The sequence below is a fragment of the Thalassotalea psychrophila genome (assembly GCF_031583595.1).
Taxonomy (GTDB): Bacteria; Pseudomonadota; Gammaproteobacteria; order Enterobacterales; family Alteromonadaceae; genus Thalassotalea_A; species Thalassotalea_A psychrophila.
In genome coordinates, this window is record NZ_CP134145.1 from 511088 (window position 1) to 530906 (window position 19819).

At 39.7% G+C, this 19819-nt stretch carries 9 protein-coding genes; 7 read left to right on the top strand and 2 right to left on the bottom strand.

The window, feature by feature from the left end:
- The first annotated feature begins 15 nt into the window (after nucleotides 1-15).
- The 6 genes from RGQ13_RS02240 to RGQ13_RS02265 all read left to right on the top strand — a co-directional run bounded on the left by RGQ13_RS02240 (nucleotide 16) and on the right by RGQ13_RS02265 (nucleotide 13275).
- The gene (locus RGQ13_RS02240; RefSeq protein ID WP_348391931.1) at nucleotides 16-1692 is read left to right on the top strand and encodes a sulfatase-like hydrolase/transferase; all 1677 of its coding nucleotides are present in this window, start codon (nucleotides 16-18) and stop codon (nucleotides 1690-1692) included.
- 13 nt (nucleotides 1693-1705) lie between these two features.
- Nucleotides 1706-3622 carry an arylsulfatase gene (locus RGQ13_RS02245; protein WP_348391932.1) on the top strand — a complete coding sequence of 639 codons (1917 nt, stop codon included), beginning with the start codon at nucleotides 1706-1708 and terminating at the stop codon, nucleotides 3620-3622.
- Between the two features lie 144 nt (nucleotides 3623-3766).
- Nucleotides 3767-5662, top strand: coding sequence for an arylsulfatase (locus tag RGQ13_RS02250; protein ID WP_348391933.1), 1896 nt, complete (start codon nucleotides 3767-3769; stop codon nucleotides 5660-5662).
- A 128-nt stretch (nucleotides 5663-5790) separates the two neighbouring features.
- The gene (locus RGQ13_RS02255) at nucleotides 5791-7356 is read left to right on the top strand and encodes an alpha-L-fucosidase (RefSeq protein WP_348391934.1); all 1566 of its coding nucleotides are present in this window, start codon (nucleotides 5791-5793) and stop codon (nucleotides 7354-7356) included.
- Between the two features lie 360 nt (nucleotides 7357-7716).
- Nucleotides 7717-10650, top strand: a complete 2934-nt coding sequence (locus tag RGQ13_RS02260; RefSeq protein ID WP_348391935.1) for a TonB-dependent receptor — start codon at nucleotides 7717-7719, stop codon at nucleotides 10648-10650.
- 114 nt (nucleotides 10651-10764) lie between these two features.
- Entirely contained in the window at nucleotides 10765-13275 is a 2511-nt protein-coding gene (locus tag RGQ13_RS02265) for a hypothetical protein (protein ID WP_348391936.1), read from the top strand.
- Between the two features lie 506 nt (nucleotides 13276-13781).
- Here the strand turns inward: RGQ13_RS02265 and RGQ13_RS02270 are convergent.
- On the bottom strand, nucleotides 13782-15215 hold the full coding sequence (locus RGQ13_RS02270) for a 3-keto-disaccharide hydrolase (protein WP_348391937.1): 1434 nt from the start codon (nucleotides 15213-15215) through the stop codon (nucleotides 13782-13784).
- 598 nt (nucleotides 15216-15813) lie between these two features.
- Between RGQ13_RS02270 and RGQ13_RS02275 the strand changes: the two genes are divergently transcribed.
- Nucleotides 15814-18006 (top strand): right-handed parallel beta-helix repeat-containing protein, encoded by a 2193-nt coding sequence (locus RGQ13_RS02275; protein ID WP_348391938.1) that lies wholly within the window; start codon nucleotides 15814-15816, stop codon nucleotides 18004-18006.
- A gap of 63 nt (nucleotides 18007-18069) precedes the next feature.
- On the opposite strand, the gene RGQ13_RS02280 is transcribed toward RGQ13_RS02275, so the two are convergent.
- Nucleotides 18070-19605 carry a tetratricopeptide repeat protein gene (locus RGQ13_RS02280; protein ID WP_348391939.1) on the bottom strand — a complete coding sequence of 512 codons (1536 nt, stop codon included), beginning with the start codon at nucleotides 19603-19605 and terminating at the stop codon, nucleotides 18070-18072.
- Nucleotides 19606-19819: the final 214 nt, after the last annotated feature.

Sequence of the window (19819 nt, forward strand, 5' to 3'; positions counted from 1 at the left end):
AAACGGAAAGTATTTATGAAAATAGATAGAGCAAAATTATTAACGGTAGCAGTTTCTTTAGGACTTACTTTAGGGTTAAGTGCGTGTAGTGAATCAGCAAACTCTACTAAAGTAGCTGCGTTAGATAGTCCTACAGCAAATACGTCAGCAAAAGAGACAATTCGCCCTAATGTTATAGTAATTCTTGCTGATGATATGCAACGCGGGGTAACAGGCTTTGAAGGCCATCCCATTATCAAAACCCCGAATATAGATAAGCTGGCTAAAAACGGCACTATCTTTAATAAAGGCTTTGCCACCAGTGCTGTTTGTACCCCAAGTAGAACAACGCTGCTGACCGGGTTATATGAACGCCGTCATGGTATCAATTTTAACTCTAACTCTAGTATGACCGAAGATGCTTGGTCACAAACTTATCCAATGCTTTTGAAAGAAGATGATTACTTTGTCGGTTGGGTGGGGAAAAATCATACCCCTATTGGTAAAAATGAAGCAAAGGGCTTTGGCTATAAAAGTGGCGTAATGGATACCAGTTTTGATTATTGGTATGCCAGCCATAAACATTTAAGTTTTTATCCAAAAGATAAAAAAGCACATCGTATTTTCAAAAATGCTAAAGCGGATACCCAGATAGAAATTATCGAAGAAGGCTTAGAAAACTTCATGGAGCCTAATGAAGCGTTTCAAGCAGGTTATAACTTCCTTGATAGCCGCCCTAAAGATCAACCGTTTGCCTTAATGATCAATTTCAATGTTCCTCATGCCAATAGTACCGGTTCTATGCAAATGCGCGAGAGTGATTTAGATCTTTACAAAATCACTTACCGAGACAAGTTGAGCGAGATAACAATCCCTAAAACCTATGTTGCCGCTAAAGATATTACTACGCCGAAATTACCGTTAGCCGTGTATAACGGTGAATATATTCGTACCTATAACTATGTTAAAACACCTGATACGTTAAAAGAACGTAAAATCAGAGAGATGCAAACAATATCTGGTATCGATAAATTATTGGGTAAGTTAGTTCACAATTTAGAAAAACAGGGCATTGCTGATAATACTATTATTGTCTTTACCTCAGATCACGGTTTAATGCACGGAGAGTTTGGCCTTGGTGGCAAAGTACATCTTTACGATCCATCAGTGCGCATCCCGATGGTGGTTTATGATCCCAGAATGAAAAATAAAGCCGATCAAAGTAATGAACTGGTTGCTTTAGTTGATATTGCGCCAACCTTACTTGAGTTAACTAACACGCCTGTTCCTGTAGAAATGCAAGGCAAAAGCTTAAAACCGCTGATGCAAGAAACGCAAGCTAAAGATGTTGAATGGCGTCAAGAAATTTTCTTAGAAAATATGATGACCATTCAAAATTACCCTCGTATGGAAGGCGTTAGAACCCATCAATGGAAATACGTCCGTTATTTTGATAAGCAAAAAGATGGTCTTTATGAGCCGATGAGTGTTGCCTCTATAAATGGCGAGCAGCCAATTTACGAAGAGTTGTTCGACCTAGTCAATGATCCAGATGAAATCAATAACCTTATTAATGAACCGGCCAATCAAAAAATTGTTAAACAACTTAGAGCAAAAAATGCTGAGCTTGTAAAAGAATATCGAGGTGATAAGCCACTCAATACTCACCTTAGTGAAAAGAAAATGAAACCTATTGATATTTTGAAAGGATAATTTGGGAACAATTATGAAGTTAAGAATTTTTTCAAACAAGGTTAAACCTTTAAGTATTTTATTGGTCGGTTTGTTAGCTATTGCTGGCTGTAGTCAGCAAGAAAGTGCTAGCGAAGCCAAAGATACCAGTGCTAAGCATTCAGCCGAAAAACAGCCGCGTCCAAATATCATTTTAGTGATGACAGACGATCAAGGTTATGGCGATTTTGGTATGCATAATAATCCAATAGTGCAAACACCAATTTTAGAAGAGTTAGCTAACGAAAGTCAGCGTTTTACCAATTTCCATGTTGACCCAACGTGTTCACCAACCCGTGCAGCATTGATGAGCGGAAAATACTCATTACGCGCTGGCGTTTGGCATACAGTGATGGGCCGTCATATGCTCAACGACCAACATCATACTTTACCTGAAATATTATCTGATGCTGGCTATAACACTGCAATGATTGGTAAATGGCATTTAGGTGATAATTATCCGTTTCGTCCACAAGACCAAGGCTTTGACCATGTTTTAAATCATGGTGGTGGCGGTGTCGGTCAAGCGCCTGATTATTGGGAAAATGACCAATTTGACGATACTTATTTCCTTAATGGCAAAGAGAAAAAATATAATGGTTTTGCTACCGATGTTTGGTTTGATGAAGCGATAGACTTTATTCACCAGCAAGCCAATAAAGAAGCGCCATTTTTCTTGTATTTATCTACTAATGCACCTCATGTTCCTTGGCGCGCACCAGAGCAATATATTGAACCTTATAAAGCCTTAGGCTTGAACGATGACATGGCGAAATTTTATGGCATGATCACCAATATCGACGATAATATCGGTCGATTACGTAACGCGATGCGCAGTGATAACATTGAAGATAATACCATTTTTATTTTTATGACTGATAATGGCTCATCAATGGCACACAAAAGTAATGGCGAGCCATTAACCTGGCTTGATGACGATGTCATCGCAGCCATTGAAGCGAAAACCGGCAAAAAACTAGACAGCTTAAACAACTATATGCGCGCAGGTAAATCATCTACCTATGAAGGTGGTCATCGCGTGCCATTTTTTATTCGGTGGCCAAACGGAAGTCTGGGTCAACCGGGCGAATTTAATGACTTAACCGCGCATGTTGACGTACTTCCTACCTTACTTGATTTAGCCGGAATTGATGGCCAAAACATCGAAACCGATGGCATCTCACTGGTACCAGCGCTTAAAGAAGGCAGTGCCTTACCAGATAGAACTTTGATAGTGACTAACCAAAGGGTATTAAATCCAGATCCAGAGCGCCCATATTCTGTTATGCAAAGCAATTGGCGCTATGTTCATGCCGAGCAAACTGGCGGTGTAGAACTCTTTGATTTAACTAATGATCCCGGGCAAACCAATGATATTAGTGCTCAACATCCTGAAAAGGTAATTGAGTTAGCCCAAGCTTATGAGCAATGGTGGCTCCATGTAATAGGCAAAGGCACACCAACAACACGGCCAGTTATTGGCAGTGAACATGAAAATCCTTCAAGATTAACCGGTATGGACTGGTTATCACCTAATACTGACCAAGTACCTTGGTGGCCTGGTTTTGGCGATGACAAATGGGGTAAAGGTCATGGTTGGATTGGTAATGAAGACAAATTTATGGTGTCTCCTTGGGCGTTAAAAGTTGCCGAAAATGGCAATTACACCCTGACCCTGTATTTACACGATATTCCAGCGAAAAAAGTCATTGGTAAAAGTTTTGCTCATTTACAACTTAATGGCGAAACCATAACACAGCCTATTGCAGCAGGTGCTACATCTGTTGAGTTTAAAGTGCCATTGGTACAAGGCGATATAGATATTCGCGCTTGGTTTGATGAACAAACTGACGACAGCGCTTTAAGTACTGGCTTACCTGCCTTCTATATGTATGTAGAAAAACAAAACTAACCGAAACTTTCTGTTAGTAATTTAACCACAGAGGCTTCGCGACACAGAGAAAAGATAATGATTACATGCGTTTTCTCGGTGTAGTGCGTAGCACCTCGGTGGTAAATTTTTAAGTTTAATCAATAAAATTAATGAATGAGAATAATGATGTTAGAGAAGTTTAGAAAATCACCAATAGGTAAACAAATTATCAAGCCTTTTGTGATCAGTATTTTTGCTATGAGTACATTTTCCATATTTTTATATGCTAATGCAAACCAACATGAGAAAGATACCGTACAGTCTAGTCTTCCTAATATCATTTTAGTGATGACCGACGATCAAGGCTATGGCGATTTTGGCCATAATAACAATCCGATTGTTCAAACACCGGTTATTGATCAACTTGCTAATAAAAGTATTCGCTTTACAGATTTTCATGTCGACCCTACGTGTTCACCAACGCGAGCGGCATTAATGAGTGGTCAATATTCTTTACGCGCAGGCGTTTGGCATACCGTGATGGGTCGTCATATCTTATCTGATAAAATTAACACCTTACCTGAAGTGTTAAAAGATGCTGGCTATAAAACTGGTATGGTAGGCAAATGGCACTTAGGTGATAACTATCCTTTTCGTCCGCAAGATCAAGGTTTCGATCATGTACTGATGCATGGTGCTGGAGGCGTAGGTCAAACACCAGATTATTGGGGCAATACTCAATTTAATGATACCTATTTTCTAAACGGCACACCAAAAAAGTATAACGGCTATGCTACCGATATTTGGTTTGATGAAGCCATCGATTTTATTGATAAAAATGCCAATAAAGCGGATCCCTTTTTCTTATACCTAGTCACAAATGCGCCTCATGCGCCATTTCGTGCGCCTGAAAAATATATTCAGCCCTATCGTGATTTGGGCGTGCCGGAAACTCTGGCACTTTTTTACGGCATGATCACCAGCATAGATGACAACATGGGAAAACTACGCAAAGCGATGCAAGATAATAATATCGTTGATAATACCATCTTTATTTTTATGACAGATAATGGTTCAGTGATGGGCGTACAGTCTAAGAAGTTAGTTTCTGATGAAACTCGCTCGATCATTGAGAAAAAATTAGGCCAAAAAATACCTAGCCTTAATTATGATATGCGCGGCGCTAAGAATTCTAGCTACGAGGGTGGCCATCGAGTACCATTTTACATCTCTTGGCCAAATGGCGGCTTAATTGAACCTGGCAGCATTGATGGTTTGTCAGCACATTTTGATGTCATGCCAACCTTGTTAGATTTAATCGGCGTTGATACCAGTACACTTGATACCGACGGTATCAGTTTCAAGTCGGCGTTGAAGCAGGGGACAGAGCTTCCTGACAGAGTGCTGACGGTCACTACTCAACGGGTGTTGAACCCAGATCCTAATCGTCCTTATGCGGTAATGCAGGGTAAATGGCGTTATGTTAAGGCGAGTGGTAATAAAGATGCCCTCGAGTTATTTGACTTAAGTAAGGATCCTAGCCAAACAGAAAACGTGAAGGATAAATACCCTGAAGTTGCTAACAACATGGCCAAGCAATATCAACAGTGGTGGCAGTATACTACCGCTAAAGGTTTAGATACTACTCGAGCAATTATTGGCTCAACTCATGAAAACCCATCACGTTTAACCAGTCACGATTGGTTAGCTCCTAACACTAAACAAGTAGGGCATACTACCGGTTTTGGTGACGATAAATGGGCCAAAAAAGGCTGGTTAGGAAAAGAAGAAAATTTTCAAATATCTCCTTGGAAAGTTAAAACGGCAGCAAAAGGTTTATACCAGTTTACGGTGTTATTTCACGATAAACCTGCCAATAAAGTGATCCCAAGACAATACGCCCATTTAACCATCAATGGTCAACCATATGTTAAAAAACTAGCCAAAGGCGCAACCCGTGTTAGTTTTGAATTGCCATTAGAGAAACAAAACCTAGATATTAAAGCTTGGTTCTCGGACAGTAAAAATAATTCAGATAAATCGTTAGCCGCATTCTTTATTTATGCTAAGCGAATTTAAAAGCAAAACTAATTTTAGGTCAGGTTGTAACCTGATAAAAAGAACAATATTGAAAGATATCAGGATAACCCCCTGAGCCATATTTAAAATATTTTCATGAAACATTAAAAATAATAAACGAGAAAATTATGAATAAAAAAAATATCAGTAAAGCTATTTATGCTGCATTATTTAGCCTGCCTTTAATATCGATGTCGGCACAGGCGTCACAGGCGGAAATTGGCTGTACTAGTGAAGAACTAGCTGTACATAATGCGATGTCTGAAGGCGAAAAACAAAAGTTCTACGGCTTTGAAGGCTCAGGTATTCCTTGCTCAACCGAAATGAAAACGCTGACTAATGAATGGCAGGAGCTCAATAGCTCGGCAGCGAAACAACGAGGCCGTGATCGTTTTAGAGAAAACAAGTACGGCATGTTTATTCACTGGGGACTGTATTCAACGTTGGGCGGAGTTTACCAAGGTGAAAAAATGGAAGATGGCGGCACAGGGCCATCGGTTGCAGAATGGATAATGCGCCGTAAAGAGATCCCACGCTCAGAATACGCTAAACTTGCTAACAACTTCAATCCAGTCAAATTTGATGCTGAACAGTGGGTGGACATTGCTAAGGCAGCAGGCATGAAATATATAGTGATCACTTCAAAGCATCACGATGGGTTTGCCCTGTTTGACTCTAAAGTCAATGATTTTAACGTGGTTAAAGCCACTCCTTTTAAGCGTGATATTATCAAAGAGTTGGAGCAGGCCTGTAAAAAAGCCGGACTGGCTTTTGGCGTATATTATTCGAATGCATTGGACTGGCGTGATGGTGGCGATAGTGGCCTAAAAGATTATGGTCCGGGCCCTGGAATAAAACCAAGACGCGGCGCTTTTGTCAACAAGTTTGATCCATCTCCAGTCACTTTTGATGAGTATATTGAAAATAAATCACTGCCTCAGGTTAAAGAGTTATTGGCTAATTATGATTTAAGCCAAATTTGGTTTGATACTCCAATTTATATTCCGCCTAAGCATAGTATTGATTTTTACCGCACTGTGTATGACGCCAATCCTGAAATTTTAATTAACGCACGCATTGGTAACGGCTTTGCCGATATTGGCACTCCGGGTGATAACGTAATACCTGATAAAGCAAGTGCCAACACTTGGGAAGGCATAGCCACCACCAATCATTCATGGGGGTATAAATCGTATGATAACGACTGGAAGTCGCCTTTGGAGACCCTTTACTGGTTAATTGCTAACGTTAGTAGAGGCGGAAACTTCTTGTTGAATGTCGGCCCCATGGGCTCCGGTGAGATCCCTGCCCAGTCGGTGAGCAACTTAGTTGCTGTGGGTGATTGGTTAAAAGTTAACGGTGAGGCTATTTATGGCACTGTGCCCTGGACCTTAGATCATGAAGGTCCAACTCAGATCATCAGGAAAGGTAAAAATAAAACCGGTAATTTTGATTTCACTAACAAAGATTTTTGGTTTACCCAAAAGGGTGACAAAGTTTATGTTATATCGTTATCGCGTCCTGCGGCAAACAACATAACCGTAGCATCTCTTAAAGGTTTAGGTATCAGTTCAATACGGTTGTTAGGTCAACCGGATGTGATCACTTGGCAAGAAGGGGTTGAGGGGATTGACATTAAATTACCAACCTTAACCAATAAAGGGATCGGTTACGCACTAGAGGTTTCATTTTAATTCTCTTTCCATATAGCCCCTATTGCAGATCTTTAGGGGTATTTATAATTTTCAGTTTTTATTAGATTATTAATGCCTGTAACGATTGTTGGCAGGCATTTTTTTATTAAAATTTTATATAAAACTACATGAGAATCGTTCTTGTTACTGTATTTAAATAGGAAAGTAACACATACTGACAATATCATTTAAATATATATTTGTTGAATAATTCTATATTTATCAATCTGTTGTGTTTATTTTTGAACTATTGAAAAGTTTTCAAATGATTTGCTGGACAAAAACTGAACGGTGTTGTTATTATATGTAAAGATACACCGTATAAGGTGTACTTATTATAATAAATTCAGTGAGGATTACATGTCTATAGTTACAGGTCATAAAAGCATAGCATTCGCGAAAAATAAAATTTCAGTTGCCATATCCATCGCTCTTCTTCCGTTCATGTTCGGTACGAGTATGGCTGCAAACGCTGCAGAACCTGTAGCTCATAAAGAAGTAACAGAAGCGAGCAAAGAAACTAAAAAGGTTGAGGCTGAAAAGGTTGAGGCTGAAAAGGTTGAGGCTGAAAAGGCTCAATCTACGCTGGAAGACGAAACTGAAGTGATAGTGGTCACTGGTTTTCGTAGCAGTGCTAGTCAGCAGCGTTTCAACAAAAGAAACTCAGATAATATTTCCGATTCTATTTTCGCAGAAGACATGGGTAAAATGCCTGATGAAAATATCGCCGAAGCCATGCAACGCATTACCGGTGTCGGAATCGACCGTGTTGATGGTGAAGGTTCTACTGTTACCATTCGTGGTATTGACCCAAGTCTTAACGTGATCACCTTGAATGGTCAAGTAATGACCAATGGTGGTGATGATAATGCTATTGATTTATCCACTATGTCGGCGGATATGTTAAAGTCGATTGAAGTTATAAAAAGTCCCAGTGCCGACCATGACGAAGGCAGTTTAGGTGGTTCAATTCTCTTAAAAACTTCTCGCCCTTTACAAGCGAAAAAAAGAAAAATTAGTGCCTCAGTGCAATTACAAAGTGATGAGTTAGCCGACGAACAAGATGTCTTGGCAAAACTTGGCTTTATAGATAATTTTGATAATACCTTTGGTGTTGCCTTTTCATTATTTTATGATGAAAAATCAACTCGCCAAGATTACTTTAACAGTACCCAGTGGAATGTTTTTGATCTTACCTCAGCGCAAAGCGCCCAAACAGGTAAAGACTTAGGTAGCATTAAAAGTTATGAGCCAAAACAGTTTGATTTAGGGATCAAGTTTAAAGAGCGAGTACGCGTAGGTGGCGGCGTAACGTTTGAATATCTACCTGACGATGTTAGTTCGCTGGTGTTAGATATGTCTTTTACTAGAAAAACTGATGATTCCATTAGCCATCAAACACGTGTTCAAGGTGTACGTACTGATGCTATTTATGACGAAGTTAGCGGTTCTGCAGTGGTCGCTAGTGCTAATGCTAACGGCAATGAATTGTCTAGACAAAAAGAAGTTGAAACGGATACTACAACGATATCTTTGGCTTATGATCGCGAATTTGGTGATTGGCTATTCACCACTAAGCTAGGTTACAGTTTAACTGAAGCAACAGATGTACTAAATCGTCGAATTACCTGGAAACCCGCCAAAACAGATGTCACCACTGATTGGCTCGGTGAAAATGGCGGTTTTCATGACATTCCAACCATTCAATGGCATACCGAGTCGGGTTGGTTTGACCCCGCTCAATTGGAACTAAATTCTTTTTTTGACGATGACAGAGATGTTAAAGATGAACTCGTTTCTATCAGTTTTGATCTCGAGCATGATTTGGACTTTGGCCCGCTAACGGCGATAAAATTTGGCGCTAAATATTTTGAACGTTCCAAAGATACTGCCGATACTCAAGGCAAAATTAAATATAGTGATATTAGTGACGGCGAAAAGGTTTACTTGGCAGATCATAGCCTTGATTTCCCCGTGGATGACTATTTTGACGGTATCGTTGATAATGTGATTCCTGGCTTTGACGTGCCAAATATGGACGAAATATATGATACTTATCTTCCTGAGGGGCATGAACCGATAGTTGATCCTAATAACACCCATTTAATAGATACTGAGGCCGCCGCTGCATATGTAAAACTAAACTATGCTTGGTTTGATGATCGACTGTTAGGTGATTTCGGTGTTCGTGCGGTTAATACCAAAATTTCCGCGGAAGGGCATGGCGGTATCAACTATCCAGATGAGATCTTAAGCGCGCCTATTTACGAAGAAAACGACTATACCAATATTTTACCCAGCTTTAACGGACGCTTTATCATTAATGAAGAGATGGTGTTACGCTTTAGTGCTGCGCAAGTAATGGCGCGCCCAACTTTTACTGAAGTTAGACCGGGTTTTGTCTTTCAAGCCACCAGTAATGTTTTGCGGGGAAATCGAGGTAACCCTAAGTTAGATGCATACGAAGCCAATCAGTTTGATATTTCTTGGGAGTGGTATTATGGAGAAACAGGCATGGTTTCGGTAGCCGCTTTCTATAAAGATATTACCAGTTTTATTTATAAAACCACCACAGAGTTATCTCAAAAAGAGGTTTTTGGTGACCAATTTGGTCCCGGACCTTGCCCAGAATATCTTGATACCATACCTGAAGGTGCAGATCCTGACGCCGCTGAACTTTGTCGAAGGGTTACTGATGTACCAGTGCGGGGATCTTCTAATGGTTCTAACGGTACCGTTGAAGGTATAGAGTTAAGTTACCAACAAGACTTTACTTTTTTACCGGGCTTTTTAAGCGATTTTGGTATTGTTACCAATTATACCTATACCGACAGTGAAGCGCCTTACTCAACGGAAGAAGAAGGCAGTGATGTCTATTTTGACGGCTTTCCGTTCTTAAATACCTCAAAAGATACCTTTAATAGCACCTTGTACTGGGAGAAAAATGGCCACTCGTTACGTCTTGCCTATAACTATCGCTCACCACGTTTAACCAATGCCGTGCAGTTAGAATCTTCACAGTGGACAGATTCACGTGAATCGTTAGATTTTTCCGGTAATATCGCGCTTACTAAGCAAATTAAGTTAACTTTTGCCGCTACTAACCTAACGAATGAAAGCAATCGTATGTTCGTCACCCGCACCATTGGCAAACAAGGGGAATATAGTGATGGTACTGCTTGGAACTTGCCAGGAGAAGGTAATGCCTTAACTAGTGATGCACCAGATTGGCGTACCGCGAGTTATCAGCATAATGGTAGAACTTACCGCATAGGTATTTCGGCAAAATTCTAGAAGAGATAAGTGAGTAGTTTCATATTACCGCGTTGATATGAAACGAACCATGTGCTTAAAATAATAGTAAGCACCATAAAAGTATTTCAATGAAATATAGATTGGAGAACGAACATGACAATTAATAATAAAAACAAGAAAAAATTGAGCAAACTAGCCTTACTTGCTCTGCCTTTTACCTTAACTGCGCTAAATAGCGCACAAGCCGCAGAGTTTCCGATATTTGGCGAAGATGAATTATATTATAACCATATTTCTTCCAGTGTTCGGGGTAGTAATTTAATCGTAAACCCCTCGTTTGATATCTTATCTTGCGCTGACTATGAAGCCGCGGTGTTAGCGGCAAGTGTTGAAGAGTGTACCGACGGACAAACATGGGGCTGGACAAACGCAACTCAACAAGGACAAGGTCAAGATAATGCTAACTATGCCCCTGTGAATGATGCTGGCGAGCAAGTGAATGTGAGTGGCGGCAAAATCGGTAAAGCAAGTATAAACAAAACTGTCACCCTGAGTCAGGCTGTTACTGTCGTTGAGGCTACAGAAATTTATGTTAAATATTACCTCTTGCATAATGATGCTGATGGTGGCACTGAACCTAAATCTTCAGTTTATTTAGTGGTAGATGGTGCCGAAGGGGCAGTAGTAAAACACTTTATCGAAGAGTTAACCGAGCATAATACCAATAATGACAGTACACCATCTTTTGCTTTTGATGTCAGTGATATTGTTGGCATTGAGTTAGTTGATGGCCTGTATACCGGTTCAATTAATTTGGAATTTGTTAATACTAACACTAAGAAAACACTCTTTGATAATGTGTTTTTAGGCAGTAATGCTGTACCAGCTGACGAAGATGAGGATGGTGTTCTTGATGACAAGGATGCCTTTCCTCGAGATGCAGCAGCCAGTATTGATACAGATGAAGATGGTATGCCAGATGATTGGAATGACGATAAAACCGCAGAAGATTCAACTTCAGAACCTGCTTTGGTTATAGATCTCGACGATGATAACGATGGTGACAGCGATGTTGATGAATTAGCTGCCGGTGCCGATCCACTGAGTGTAGATAGCCACTTAGCCGATATTGATGGCGATGGCTGGTTTAATGCCAATGATAATGAAACTGAGTTTCCAAACACAGATGCTTACCCTAGATTATCTTATGTGCATCAGTCAGGCTTAACCAATGTATTAGCCCCTAATGGCATAACTGATTATTCTCCCGATGCTGAAATTGCAATACTGGTAGAAAACAAGTTGAGTGCAGCGAACAACGAATGGGAATGGTTTACTGCAAAGGACACTACGGCAGTGGTTACTCATGAAGTTGCCAATGGCATCACTGGTCATGACGGCGAACTAACCAATGCCTATAGATTATCGATAGATGCTGGCACTACCGAAGGTAAAACAATCCAATTCGCTAGCCCGATCCTCACCACAGAAAATATTAATGTCAATATAGTCCGCGTTGCTGGTTGGATGAAAGTAACCGGCCCAGAAGTTAATGACACTGTCGATGCTGTTACTGTTCAAGTAAGATCAAATAACTCTACTGATAAAGAGGTAAGTGCTAATACTTGGACCTTTAGTGCTGAATCAGCAGATACGGCAATATACAACAAAGATCTTGCTGACAACAATGGCTGGCATTACTTTGAAAATCAATATTTGCTTGCTAATGACATTGAAGACATTAGAATTCAATTGAAAATAAAAGCGGATGTTGAAGGCGTTGTCGCGTTATTTGATAATTTAGAAATTAACTTTATCAATAACGGTGATTTAGACGAAGACGGTATTTTAGATGCTATCGATCGTGATGATGACAATGATGGTATTCTAGATGGACTTGATGATATGCCATTAGGAGAGTACGCAGGAAATAGTGATGATGATTTACTATTAAATGGCTATGATGATGACTTTGATGGTGATGGTATTGCCGATGCTTTTGACGACACTTTGCCAGCAGTTACCAGTGTAGATGCACCTTATGTTTATGATAATGATGTAGTAAGCATTGAGGTAATTGCATCAGCCCTTAATATTGATGACGCAGTTCTTACCTATAGATGGACCCTTAATGGTATTCTTTTACCAGAAGAAACATCATCAACCTTGAATTATAATGTAGTTGATATTTCAGGTGAGGATATTGCCTTTGAATTAACGGCAACTGCAGGTGGTGTATCGAGTAGTCAGTCATGGAGTCTGACAACCAACACTTGGCCGACAGTGGGTATCACCTCTGATAATAGCAGCGGCGAAGGGGTAACATTTACCGCAACGCCAAACGATATAGACGGTGATACGGTAAATATCGAATGGTTTGTTGATGGACTAAATGTTCAAGTAAGTCCGGGGGCTGAAAGTTTCACCTTGTACTATGCCGATTTTAATGACGAAGTATTACCTAGCATTGATGTCTATGCGATAGTAACTGATGTAAATCGCCCCGTTCATAGTGGAACATCTGATACAGTAACCGTTTTCATTCCGCTTAAAGAACCACTTGATCAACAACCTAATAGTGGTGGCAGTACCCAACTAGGGATGTTAGCGATGTTAGTTCTTGGCTTAACCAGAAGGTTTTCAGCGCGAACTAAACTGAAATAGAAATATAGGTTTCACCATATAAAGGTGATATCTAGTTCTTAAAAGAGCCACATGTTTTAAATACAGTGGCTCTTTTTTTATGTTCACGACTGCATGACCGCTCCTAGGCATCCATGCCTTCATGCCTTCATGCCTTCATGCCTTCATGGCATTAGTGCATCCATTCACGTCGATGCAGGAGGTAGAGCACTGTCGGGAACAAGTGCCGTGAATAACGCAGGAGCAGTTATCGAGGACGCCCTAGCCGAGGATGAACGGTTATGACCGTTCTTAGGCATCCTGCCTTCACGGCATTAGTGCCTCCATGCACGACATTTTAGTTCCAGACAAATCATAAGTACCTACGTCCATGTAGGCAATATCGCGGTGCCATAAAGTCACATAGATGTGACTTATTAGGAGCACATTATTCTGAGCATATTGTCAGAAAGGAGAATGATAAAGGCAACCAACCATAACAATACCAAGCAGCGGTAATATAATTAGTATAAATGTAGATTTAACTACTACTTAGCTGACATTTCTGAAGGTTCAACTTGAGCTAAACGTCTTATTTTTATTGTGCGAAAATGCACAAGATCGCCATGATCTTGTAACAAAATAGGACCTTTTTCCCATTCGCCAAAATTTGGCTTTTTAGCATATTTACTCTTAGCAACTAACTCGCGAAACTTTTGGCTATGACGGTCAAACTCAAGGGTTTGCAAACCATTTAACCAATGCTGAACTTTACCTTTGCGAACAACAATACGCGCACGATTCCACTTACCGATACCGTTAAAACGCTTTGTAGCTCCGTTACCCTCGGTTAAGTTAGCGGCAGTGATCAGGTCGTAAAGAGAACCAAGAGTACGGTTACCAGCTGTGCCTCTTTTAGCATCTTTATGATTTTTATCGTCTAAAATTTGAAACTCTAATCCTACTGCTGAGCCTTTGCCTTTAAGTGAGCTTGGGTCAACAAAATACTTGATACCAGAATTTGCACCTTTGGTAATATTGAAATCAATTTCTAATTCAAAGTCACTAAACTCTTCTAAGGTAACAATATCACCGCCATACTTGCCAGCCCCTGCGCCACCTGAAGGTAACACGCTGAACACGCCATCTTTAATCTGCCAACCCTTGTCAGGGAAATCATTGAGCTTTGCACCACGCCAGCCTTTAGTTGTTTTACCATCCCAAAGTAATTTCCAGCCTTCGGCCTTTTGGCTCGGTGATAACTGATTCGGGATATAATTTATCTCTGCGATACGATTACTCATTGACCAAAGTTCATTAGCCAAATCATCTGTTTTGACACGAAGATTACGCCAGCGAACTTGCTTGCCTACTTTTGATTGGTTTCGTCCAATGGAGTGCACTTGTAGTGCAATGAAGCCTTTAGCCGTTTCGTCGTCAACCAGATTTGCCGTGGCAATGCCGTTAACATAAGTTCGCAAACGTGTGCCAACGGCTTCGATACGAAACTTATTCCATTGCTCTGGCAGATAAGCTTGTCGCCCTTGTTCGTTACTACCCAGGGTGTATAACCATTTTCTGCGCGCCTCATCGTAAATCCCACCGGTCCAGGCACGAGCACTGGTATCCATTTCCATTTGGTAACCATGAACACGTCCGTTCATGTAGGTCTGATTGCTTAAACTTCTAAATTGCACACCAGAATTAAGTGTATTGTCTACTTTAGCTTCAAATTCCAAAATGAAATCGCCATAGTTGATATGAGTGGCAAGGAAGCTGTTTTTAGGCGTTAACACCGAAGTTCCAACAATGACGCCATCCTCAACTTGGAAAGTAGCCTTGCCGCCAATTTGATGCCAGCCATCAAGGTTTTTGCCGTTAAATATATCCTGCCAGCCTGCTTCAGGGCTTGACTCGACAGCAAAACAGGCAGAAATACCGCCGATAATATAAAAAGCAGTAACCACAATGAATTTTTTCATTATTCTAATTTCCAATTTATTTGCCAGTAACGAGTGTATGTTTATATTTATTAAAGCATTTTAGGGTTTTTGTTTCAAGAACAGCTGAAAAATTCACGTCAATGATAGGAAATAACCCCGTAAACTATTATAAAGGTTATGAAAAATCGCCGTTATCTTGCTTAGCTATATACAATTACTTTGATAAGTATAAAAGAATTCCATCTATTGAATTAAACTAGGCCAATTTAATTGTTCAATAGAAATATATAACCAGAGTTAACGTAGTCGATGTATATTGGACTTTGCATCTTGGTCTGCTTGTGTTCCCATGTTTTAGAGGGATTTAAGCTTGGCGGTTAGAGAGTCATAAGGTATTTAACTGCCTGCCTATTACAGTTAAAAAACATTTTCCGTGGATGGTTTTCCTTGCGGTAAATTCAGTTGTTTTACTGTACTTTGGTGGTATTTTAAATATAATGGAACAGTACCTGAGGTTTAAATAAATAATAAAAAGAGAAACTCCGTATGTTAAGAGTTTTCCTGCAACTGATAAAATTTACCGAAGTGAAAAGTTGTTAATGCAAAAACATTAATCTGTTCTATAAAGGAAAAGTAAATGAAGCACTTTAAAATAATAATCCTCTTAATAACGAGTAGCTTGGTTTTATCCGCTTGTGGATTTTCTGGAAATAGCGCTGAAAACGCTGATATGTCAAGCCGAGCTATTAAAGCAATAACTTACTATGTCTCGCCCATGGGGAATAACACCAACCTTGGAACTTCACCTGAAAAGCCATTTAAAGCGGTGCAGCATGCGGTCAACCAAATGTCGTCCGGTGATACCTTGATCGTTTTAGACGGTTTATATACCGGTACCTTAACCCTTAAGTCGGGTATTACGGTTCGTGCACAAAGCCCAAGAAAAGCTATTTTTAGTGGTGTAGAGCAATTAAATGTTACTTTTGAGCACCATGCTTCAGGCGTGTATAAAGCCAAAATTGAACAAAAAGTCAGTCAACTTTTCTTTGATAACCAGCCAATGAGTTGGGCGCAGTGGCCAAATACCCAATGGTCAGAAAACTGGATTGAAGATAAAAAGTGGGCGAGTGCAACCGATGGCACCGGACCTGGAGTGCTGACCTCTGAGGAATTTGAAAGTATTAAAAGCTTAAACTTAACTGGTAGCTATGCGTTTATTCGTTACGGTAAAGGCAATAGTAACTATAGCCGTCGTATTGAATCGTTCGATGGTAAGGTTTTACATTGGAATGATGATAACTTTTACAATAAAAAATACACGGGTGAAGACGGTCGACGTGGCTCAGTACAAGCGTTAAAAACAATGTCGAAAGACCACATCTGGCACCCGAATAAATCTAAGTTTTTTCTAGCAGGTAGTTTAGACTTGCTCGATGCTCCCGGTGAGTGGGTCGTTGACGGCGATCTCTTGTATCTCTATCCACTCGACGGCAAAGATCCAAACAAGGCAAAGTTACTGAGTAAAACCCAAGACTATTGCATTAACCAAAGCAATACATTAATGGATGTGACTATTTCTGGTATTGATTTTTTTGCCTGTTCATTAAAGCTCGACAATGAAGATAATACTAATATCGCATTACGTAATACTCACTTTAGCTATATTGGTGGTGAGTTACTATTTCCTGACCGAGTGAGTTCCGCGCGTTTAAATAAACCGATTGAACTTGTTGGCAAAGATATTTTAATAGAAAAAAGCTTATTTGCAGGTGCACAAAATACCGCACTTACAATAGCTGGCGAAAACCTTACTGTACGTAATTCTGTATTTATGGAGAATAATCGTCATGCGAACTTTGAAAGTAGATCAGTGATTGTTTTGCCTACAGGCAGGTACGACATAATTAATAACACTTTTTTCAATAACCATTCTGATGCTATTTCGATAAAATCAAAAGTAAAAGGCACTCCATCAGTTAGTCCGCAAGTCTCTTATAACAATATCTTTAATAGTGGTAAATACAACAGTGATGTTTCAGGTATTTACATGCCTTTGGGATCGCAAGCTTTTGCTGATGTGCACCATAACTGGATTCATAATATTAATGGCAATGCCTTTCGCCTAGATCTTGCTGGCAGTCAACTCAATTTGCATCACAATGTGTTTTGGGCCTCTAAACGCGGTATTAATGTTGAAGGGTATGGCGAATTTAACATTTATAATAATACTGATGTACTTAATCATACTGCAAGCCTTCTCACTCGAAATGTGTTGAATCATGGCCGACAAACCAAAGCTAGCCTAGATAAAACCTTTCCCCCCATTGATGATTGGAATGTTATTAATAACCTGAGCGAAGGGCTTGACGACAGAGTAGGACCGCGAGAAAAGGCGTTATACAGGGCTCAGTTCAAAAAAGGCAAAGTCTATGCGGAAAGAACGAAGAATAGTAATATGGCAATTGTCGATAGAGGTTCAATTCAAGGTAACTTGACTGGCAAACGTCGAGAGTTATTTATTAATAGCGAGTTATCTGCTTTAGACTTAATGCCAATTGATTCCCGCGTTCAAGGTGGTGTCGTTCAAACTGATGAATTAGTTGCACAAGGTGTTACCTCTCTCGGCAGCTACCGCGGCGCTTATGATTATAAAGAGGCAGGCTGGACTGCCGGAAGCGATTGGATGCCTTACGGTTTAGATGTCATTAAAACAGTGGCAGCGTCAGAGCAGTTTGCTAAAAAATATAACATGGTTTCCATTGTGCCGGAAATAAATACAGTGGCTCTGGAGCAAGGGGAATTGAGTAAAAGTGTAACACCAAATAATTAATAACTATTGCATTGAACCATCCATTGGATGTGAACAGCAGAGCTAATTGCTCTGCTGAATTTATTAATCAATATCGGTGATAGTTACAGATGTTCGAGTCCAATTGGCTAAATCTTTTTTCCAACCACTCACATCCCAACCATAGTCATTCCCTAATGCTATTGCTTGGCGTATATTCTTAACGGCTAAGTCGAGTCGTCTATCTGTAGGGGAATCCTTATGGGCTACCGCACGTAAATAAAGATAATCAGGTTGTAATTCTTCACCTTCTATTTGAGCTAATAACTTCATTGCTTGTTCAAAATTATGCAGTTCTTTATTTTCTGCTAATAACCTTAACTCGGCTGCTTTCTTAATTGCAGCAATATGGTTTTGTTGAGCGGACTTTTCAAGCCATAATAGTGCTTTATTTTCATCTTTTTCTATCCAAGGGCTGCTCAGTAATAACTGGCCTAATCTATATTCGGCTTGCATTAAACCTCTACTTGCAGCTTTGCTCAGCCAATAAGTAGCTTGTCGAATATCTGTTTGTTCACGATAGAGTTTTAAACCTAATTCGTATTGTGCATTTACTTGACCACCTTTAGCCGCAAGAGTTAACAGCTTGTTGATTTGCTCGTCTTCAGCTTCTAACCATGGAAAATACATGTAAAGCAGCGCTAATTTATATTGATGGCCCGCTTGATCACTGTTTTTTAATCTACGTACTTGTAATCTAGCCATTTGATAAATGTAAGGAAATTCTTGGCGAACCCTTTTGCGATCGTATGTTGAAATGCCTTGGTAAGCTCGGTGAATAAAGTGACTAGGCTGTTGATTAAATTCGGGTGATGGCATTGGGTTGGTATGCAAATTATACATCGCGAATCTTTCATCGCCAATGGCTCTTTTGACTTCACCATGGCGAAGTGAACCGTCTTGAGCGATATCAAAGTCAGCGACTAAAGAAGAGATACTTGCTTCTTGTAATTTATTGCCAAGACTTGCAATAGCGGGATCATCACCGAAGTCATCATCACCGAATTCATCATCACCGAAATCATCGTTGTAGCCTAATTCAGCATCTGTATCGGTGGAAATATCACTAAAGGAATATGTAATATCACTTAATGATGATTGCGGGTAAATTAACTGCTGCTCACCATAACGAATGACTTCATTGACGTGATCGGTGATCAGTTTTGGGAAATGTTTTTCTTTAATTGAAGCTAAGCCAAAGCGTTGTTGAAACTGGCTAATGCTACTAAGTACCAGCGCTTTATCCTTGGCAGAAATATCGTTTAATAACTGATCGTATATTTGTTGTGCATTTTTGTGCTTATGTTCAGCAGCTAAAGAAAACCAGATAATGGCTTTAAAGTTATTTATTGATTGTCCTAAGCCTTTTAAATGAATAACGCCCAATTGATATTGTGCTTCTGCATCACCTATCTTTGCAGCTTCCATATATATATCAAACGCGGCTTGATACTTTTTATGATAAAGCAGTCCATCAGCCTGTAATGAAGTCGCGGCATTAGCAGGTAAGCAATACATTACGCCTGCTAAGCTGATTATTGTTGATAAGACAACATTTCTAATTGATATTATTTTTTTCATAAGCTTCTTTAAAAATTATTTCACACCATAAGTAAATAAATAGGCTAATCATATTGGCTGTTTATATATAGTAAGCTATAAGGTTGGTCTTTAAAAGAGCCCCGTAATACTAAAGGTATTATTCAAGATTTATTTACTGATTTGTTTTTACATTCTCTTTGTTTATGTGGTGTTAAGGTTGGTTTGTTGTGATTGTAAAGTTGAGTAAAGATAG